The organism is Streptomyces muensis (assembly GCF_021474425.1).
GTDB classification, from domain to species: domain Bacteria; phylum Actinomycetota; class Actinomycetes; order Streptomycetales; family Streptomycetaceae; genus Streptomyces; species Streptomyces muensis.
Window position 1 is genome coordinate 99,699 of the sequence record NZ_JAKEIP010000009.1, and the last position, 7,112, is coordinate 106,810.

The 7,112-nt window shown below is 73.0% G+C and carries 4 protein-coding genes and 1 pseudogene; 1 reads left to right on the forward strand and 4 read right to left on the reverse strand.

Features of this window, described 5'->3' with window-relative positions:
- Nucleotides 1-274: 274 nt before the first annotated feature.
- Entirely contained in the window at nucleotides 275-2,575 is a 2,301-nt protein-coding gene (locus tag L0P92_RS04725; protein ID WP_234761215.1) for an alpha/beta hydrolase family protein, read from the forward strand.
- Between the two features lie 21 nt (nucleotides 2,576-2,596).
- Here the strand turns inward: L0P92_RS04725 and L0P92_RS04730 are convergent, their stop codons facing one another.
- From L0P92_RS04730 to L0P92_RS04745, 4 genes and pseudogenes are all read right to left on the reverse strand, one after another.
- Nucleotides 2,597-5,038: a right-handed parallel beta-helix repeat-containing protein gene (locus L0P92_RS04730; protein WP_234761216.1), complete on the reverse strand. Its 2,442-nt coding sequence runs from the start codon at nucleotides 5,036-5,038 to the stop codon at nucleotides 2,597-2,599.
- Between the two features lie 106 nt (nucleotides 5,039-5,144).
- Nucleotides 5,145-5,750, reverse strand: a complete 606-nt coding sequence (locus tag L0P92_RS04735) for an Rv1733c family protein (protein WP_234761217.1) — start codon at nucleotides 5,748-5,750, stop codon at nucleotides 5,145-5,147.
- A gap of 179 nt (nucleotides 5,751-5,929) precedes the next feature.
- Complete coding sequence (locus L0P92_RS04740; protein ID WP_234761218.1) at nucleotides 5,930-6,757, reverse strand: MOSC domain-containing protein; 828 nt, start codon at nucleotides 6,755-6,757, stop codon at nucleotides 5,930-5,932.
- A 42-nt stretch (nucleotides 6,758-6,799) separates the two neighbouring features.
- A pseudogene (locus L0P92_RS04745) lies at nucleotides 6,800-7,112 on the reverse strand (DUF6643 family protein); the annotation flags it as partial.

The following is a 7,112-nucleotide window of genomic DNA, read 5'->3' on the forward strand; positions in this document are numbered from 1 at the left end:
GCCTCAAGCTGTCCGCCACGTCCGCGCACCTGCTCTGATGAGGACATTCTCACCCCTCCCGGCGCACGGGAGGTCCCATACTCGCACGGGTCGGTACCCCTCGCGCCACTGGCCGTACCGACGCGCGCATGTCACGAGCACAACTCCCGTTCCCCTGTTCTTCACACGGATCGGGGAGATTCCGTGTCGAGAGGTGTACAGGACCCCATTCGCGGAGATCCTTGTGCCCGCACGGACAGAAGCCAACGGCTCGTCACGGGGGAAGTGCGGAACAGTGGAACGTGCGCAGAGACATGAACATGCCGGAATTGCCCTGGAACTCCTGGTCCACGGCGTCGGCGGCACCACACCACAGGAGATGCTCGACGATCCGCGGACCGTGCGGATCACCGGCGACGACACCGCCGCCGTGTTCCGGCGGTCCGACGACATCGACGCCGAGGACCGCCCGGAAGACTACCGGGGCAGACCGGTGCCCGAGGCCTACGTCTGGTGCAACCTCACCTCGGGAAACAGCGCCCGCGCCCTGTGGCTGCTGTTACTGCCGTTCATGGTGGTCAACCTCGCCCACTGGATGCGCCCCACCACCCATGACCGTGCACGGACCGTACGTCTGTACGGCCTGCTCGTGCGGCTCGCCGGTCTGACCCTGACCGTGCTGCTGGTCGCCGCCGCATGCGAGGTCGCCCTGGACCTCGCAGCCTGGCAGTGCGCGGGCACACCCGCGTGCGCCGAGCGGAACAGCTGGCTGGGCTTCCTCTCGCCCATGGTCTCGGACGGCGGCTGGTGGAGCCACCCCGGCCGCAGGCTCGCCCTCGCGGCCGTGGTGCCCGCCGCGCTCACCGGCCTGCTCTGGTACCTCTCCCGCCGCACCTGGAGCGCCTACGAGTCCCAGCAGCCGATGTCCCGCGACGCCGAGCCCGACGAGGAGTCCGGCCGCACCTCCCTGGGCCGCCCCGGCTTCTGGTACGGCCGTCGCCTGGTCGCCCGGCTGCGCGCCGCGCACACCGCGGCCGGCCTGCTGACGGTGGCCGCGGCGGTCGGCTCGGCGGCGGCGCGCTTCGACCGCGGGCCCGGTGGCCCCGCGCTCCTCGACACGCTGGGCCGGCTCCTGGACGCGGCACTCGTCGTCTGCGCCGTCGTCGTCGTGTGGGTGGTCTGCCGCCGGGGCCGCAGCGAGAACCGCCTCGACCAGGAACTCGACGAGCACCTCGTCCGACGTCTGCCGCTCGCCGCCCTCGGCCTGCTGGCGCTCGCCCTGGTCTACGCCGGGTGGGACCGCCCGGGCTGGGAGTCGACCGGCCGCCTCCCCGGCGACCCCACCTTCGGGGCCATCGCCTTCTTCCAGGGCCTGCTCGTCATCGTCCTGGCCGGCGTCGCCCACGTCCTGCACCGCACCCGGCCCGACTCGCGCGCCGCCATGCGGGGCCTGGGCGGACCGGCCGTGGTGATGCTGGCCTGCGCCCTCGGCGGGGTGATGTCCGGCGGGGTCGCCCAGCGGGTCGCCGACTGGCTGGACGGCACGGGCCGCTCCATCGCAGGCCCGCCGGTCCTGCTGACCTGGCAGGCGTCGGTGATCCCCCCGCTGCTGGTGCTGCTGCTGGCGCTCTGCGGCTGGCTGGCATGGCGGGCCTGGCTGCTGCGCCGCACCGAGCTGGGCACGGTGGAGCTCGACTACGCCGGCGAACCCCGGGACAGCGCCCGCACCCGCCGTATCGCGAGCACACGCGCGATGGCGACGCTCACCGACCGAGCGCCCCTCTTCGTCGCCGTCACCTCCACCGCGACCCTGCTGCTGGGCGCCGGAGCGCTCGTCGGCGCCCTGACCGACGAGACGCCGAGCCGGGCCGCCGACGGAACGTACGCCTTCGTGCACGGCGCCGCCGAGACCGCGCAGGCGCTGGGCTCCTGGCTGATCGGCTTCGGCTTCATACTCTTCGTCACCTGGGGCAGACGCGCCTACAAGGACGCCTCCGCCCGGCGCACCATCGGCATCCTCTGGGACGTCGGCACCTTCTGGCCCCGCGCCGCCCACCCCTTCGCCCCGCCCTGCTACGCCGAGCGCGCCGTGCCCGACCTGACCTGGCGCATGGCGACCTGGACCCGCGCCGAGGACGACCGGCGGCTCGTCATCTCTGGTCACTCCCAGGGCAGCGTCCTCGCCGCGGCGGCGGCCTGGCAGCTGACCCCCGCCGACCGCAAGCGCGTCGCGCTCCTCACCTACGGCTCACCCCTGGAGCGCCTCTACGGCCGCTGGTTCCCGGCCCACTTCGGCCCGGCCGCCCTCGCCTCCCTGCACGCCGAGGTCGACTGCTGGCGCAACCTGTACCGCGTCACCGACCCCATCGGCGGCCCGATCCGGCTGCCCGGCAGCCACACCCCCACGGTGGACCGCGAGGCACTCAAGGACCCGCTGGCCTACGGCCGTACCTCCGCCCATCCCCTGCCCGCCCCCATCCTGGGGCACGGCGACTACCAGGCGGACCCGGCGTTCGCGCAGGAGCGGCAGCGGCTGCTGAAACGGCTGCGGCCCGAGGTGCCGGCACAGCGGCCGGAGTCCGACGCGCGGAGCTGATCCCGGGCCTGCCGGGCCGCCTCAGGGCAGCTCCGGCAGGTCCTCCTCGTACAGCAGCGTCAGGTCGTCCGTGGTCGGCTCGTCGAGCTGGGCGACCCGGCCCGCGTGCCGCTCCACCATCGCCTCGAAGGTCTGACGTGCGGTGCGGCCGTTGCCGAAAGCCGGGCCCTTGGGAATCGCCGTGAAGTACTTCTGGAGGGCCTCGGCCAGACCCGGACCGAGCCGGTACTCGTGCTCCTCGGCCTGCTGCTCCACGATCCGCAGCAGCTCCTCGGGGCCGTAGTCGCTGAAGGTGATGGTCCGCGAGAAACGGGACGCCACACCGGGGTTGACCGAAAGGAAGCGCTCCATCTCGGCCGTGTAACCCGCCACGATCACCACGACCGCGTCCCGGTGGTCCTCCATCAGCTTCACCAGTGTGTCGATGGCCTCCTTGCCGAAGTCCCGGCCCGAGTCCTCCGGCGACAGCGCGTACGCCTCGTCGATGAACAGCACACCGCCGCGCGCCTTGTCGAAGGCCTCCTGTGTGCGGATCGCGGTGGAGCCGATGTGCTCGCCGACCAGGTCGACCCGGGACACCTCGACCAGGTGCCCCTTCTCCAGCACACCGAGGGAGGCGAGGATCTCGCCGTAGAGCCGGGCGACCGTCGTCTTGCCGGTGCCGGGGGAGCCGGTGAAGACCAGGTGGCGCTTGACCGACGCCGCCTTCAGGCCCGCCTGCTGGCGGCGCCGGCCCACCTCGATCATGTCGGTGAGGGCGCGCACCTCGCGCTTGACGCTCTCCAGGCCCACCAGCGCGTCCAGTTCACCGAGGACGGCCTTGGAGGTCCGCGCCGGCTGCCCGGGCTCCGCGGCGGCGATCAGCGGCTCCTGCTCGGTGCTGCGCTGACCGGGGATCGCGCCGAGGAGCCCGGGGGACTGGTGTGCCGTCTGCACGACGGGTTCCGGCGCCGGGGGCGGCGGCCTGAGGCCCGCGCTCTCGTCGCTGGTGCAGTCCTCCACGTCGGGGCCCACCCCGGTGGCCGCGTCCGGGCCGCCGTCCGCGAACTCGTACCCACCGCGCGCGCACCGCTCCGTACGGCACTTCCTCAGCGTCGTACGGCAGCCGTCGATCACATGGAAGCCGTACCCGGCGCTGCCCCGCACCCGGCAGTTCAGGAAGGTGCCGCGGCCGCCCGCCGAGACATAGAACCCGGCCTCCGCGGGGGAGTCGACCGTGCACCGCTCGATGGTGGGGTCGGCGCCCTTGGTGACGATCACGCCGGTCTGGTTGCCGTCCAGCGTGCAGTTGTTGAGGGTGCCGCCGCTGCCGTGGTCCCGGAACCAGGCGCCCGTCGCGGCGTCCCGGATCCGGCAGTCGTCGAGCTGGGCGGTGGCACCGTCGCTCACCGACACGGCCGTGTTGCGCACCTGCGACAGGTCGCTGTCGACGACGTCCGCGCGTGAACCGCGGTCGAGGACGAACAGGGCGTCCGGCACGTCGTGCACCCGGCAGGAGTCCAGTACGGCGGTCGCGCCGTCGCTGACCCACACCGCCGGATAGTCGCCCGTGCTGTCGAAGATCTCGCACTGGTTGGCGTCCACGCGCGTGCCCGGATCCCACACCGAAAGGCCGTTGCGTCCGAACTGACGCACCGTCGTGCGGGTCAGCGTCAGCACCGAGCGGGAACGCAGGTCGACCGCGTTCTCCGGGATGTCGTGGATACGGCAGTCGGCCAGGGTCAGTACGGCGTCCGTGTCGAGCGTGACCCCGTCGGCGGTGGTGCGGTGCACATCGCAGTCGGTGAGATGGGCGGTGGCCCGCCCGGTGATCTGCACGCCGGAGCCCCGGACCTCGTAGACCTCGCAACCGACCGCTTCCAACGCGGAGTTCTCCCCCGTCGCCGTCAACCCCGAACCCGAGGCGTGATGGACGCGGCAGCGCTCCAGGCGGGGGTGCGCGCCCCCGCGCACGGCGATCCCCGCCTGACCGGCCGCGACGACCTCGCACTCCTCGAACACCCCGCCCCCGCCGTCGAGTACGGCGATGCCGATGCCCGCGGGATTGTCCACGGTGCAGCGCCGCACGGTCGGCCGGGCGCCGCCCCGCACCTCGATCCCGGCCGCCGACCGCGTGACGATCCGTACGTCCGACAGCTCCGGGGCGCCCTCCTCCACGAGCAGCGCGGGCGCCGCCGCGTCCTGGCCCTCCACATGCAGGTCCTGCACCACGGCCGAGGCGCGCACGGTCAGCGGCACACCGTCCAGCGGCGCGATCCGCACCGAGCCGGGAGAGCCCTCCGGGCCGCGCAGGGTCACCGCCCGCTGGACGACGAGGTTCTCCCGGTAGGTGCCGGGCGCGACGGTGAGGACGTCACCGTCGGCCGCGGCCTCGAGGGCGGCGGCGAGCGACGCGTACTCACCCGTGCGGCGCCGCCACCGCGATGTGCCGGTGTGCGTCACCTGGACCGTGCCCTGTGCCATGGCGTTGATGTGCCCCCACCTCGTAGTACGCGGGTTTAGCCGAAGAGTTCGGCCGGTCCACCGTAGCGTGCGCGCGGGCGGTGGGTTGACCAGAGCCGTAAGGCCGTCAGCTGCCGGTACCGGTCCTGCCCCAGTCCGGACCCGCCTTGTCCCATGCCTGGTCCCAACGGGCGTACCGGCGAAGGACCATGCGCCAGACGATCAGCCGTCTGCCGCCCTCGATCAGACCGGCGGCCAGCAGCGCCGCCCCGAACCCGGCGAGCACGGCATGCGTCGCGGCGGTCGCGGAGTCCAGCGGCCGGGCCACGGTACGGCCCTGTTCGTCCGTCCATATCCTGAACCGGTCGCCGGGCTTCGGGGCGTCGAGGCTCGTCATGACCGAACCCTGGTGCGCGGTGCCGTCCGGTGCGGTCCAGTCGGCCATGACGCGGGTCCGCTGGGTCCGCCCGGTGGCGGCCTCGGGGTCGGCGTCCAGCGGGGAGCCGTCCAGTTCGCGGACCACGCTCGCCGTCACCATGTGCCGGGACGCGCGCTGTTCACGCACCGACTCCCGCAAGGCGTCCTGGGCGAGGCCGCCGACCAGTAAGCCGGCGACGGGCACGACGACCAGGATCAGCAGCAGGGCCGCGAGGGCGAGCCAGGCCTCGGCCAGATCGGTCGCACGGCGCAGCGGATTGTCCCGCCAGCGCCAGAGTCCGCTGATCGCCCGCATCGTCCGGCCCACCCCCTTCCCGCTCCGTGATAACCCCGGACAGAGCTGCTCACGCGCGAGTCCGGTGAAGAGAGAGCGAAATCACCGCCATCGGGTCTCTCATGAACTTCTCACGAAAGGCCCAACGCGCGGGCCACCGGCCCCGGTTCCCGCACGCCGCCGCCCGCAGGGGTGAATTCTCAGCCGAGGATGGTGACCGGGTCGCCGACCCGGATCGTGCCGCGGGAGAGCGGCACCATGTTCTGGCCGAAGACCAGCTTGCCGTCCAGGCGGCGGTGCCGGCCCAGGGTGTGCAGGGGCTCCCGGCCGCGCTCGGCGGTGGCCTGGTCGGTCGTGGTCACCACGCAGCGCCCGCACTTCTTGGGGACACGGAAGGCGACCTCGCCGATGGCGATGCGCGACCAGTCGTCCTCGGCCCAGGCGGCGGTGCCCGAGACGACGACGTTCGGGCGGAAGCAGTTCATGGGCAGCGGGCCCTCGTCGGCGTGATCACCGTGAGCGATGAGGGAGTTGAGCGCGTCGAGGGAGGCCGTGGTGGTGACCAGCAGCGGGAAGCCGTCGGCGAAGCTGACCGTCTCGCCCGGCAGCGCGTACTGCGGGTCGACGGGGCGGCGGGTGCCGGGGGAGTCCATGTGCACGAGGCGCGTGCCGGTGCCTAGGAAGGTGGTGCACCAGGCGTGCGCGGCGTCGTCCTCGGCGAGAACGGCTTCGACCTTGTCGCGGAAGATCTGCATCGGCACGGCGGCGGGCGTGGTCGGCACGGGCACGGTCAGCGGGTCCATGCCGGGCGCGGACAGCCGGACGCCGCCGCCGGGCAGCAGCTCGGCGGCGGCCAGCGCGAGGCGCGGCTGCTGGCGCTGTGTAACGACCTTTCCCCCGTCGTCGATCAGCGCCCAGCGTCGGTCTCCGGCCAGCCCCCAGGGCTCCACGACGGCCTCCCGGGGCGCGGTGCCCCGGAACGCCTTGACCGGATGAACATGTATCGACTGCAGCTGTGCGTGCCCCATGGGCCCATCGTGCCAGGTGGCACCGACAGCCCGGGGAACGCGTCAGTAGCCGCGGTACTGCTGGTTGTTGTACGGGTCCTGGTAAGGAGCCGCGGCAGGGCGGGGAGCCGCGGGGCGCATCGCCTCGTAGCCCATGCCGCCGGGCGCCACCGGGCGAGGCTGCTGCGCCTGCGGGCCCGGATAGCCGCGCGGCGCGGCCGCCTGCTGCGGGATGTACGCCGCGGGCGCCTGTTGCAGCGGTGAGGGCTGCTGCGCCTGCGGATAGCCGTAGGAGGGCTGGGACGGGGCCAGCGGAGCGAGCCACAGCGGCTGACGGTAGTAGCGGAGCATCGGGACGTACGTCCCTGTCATCACC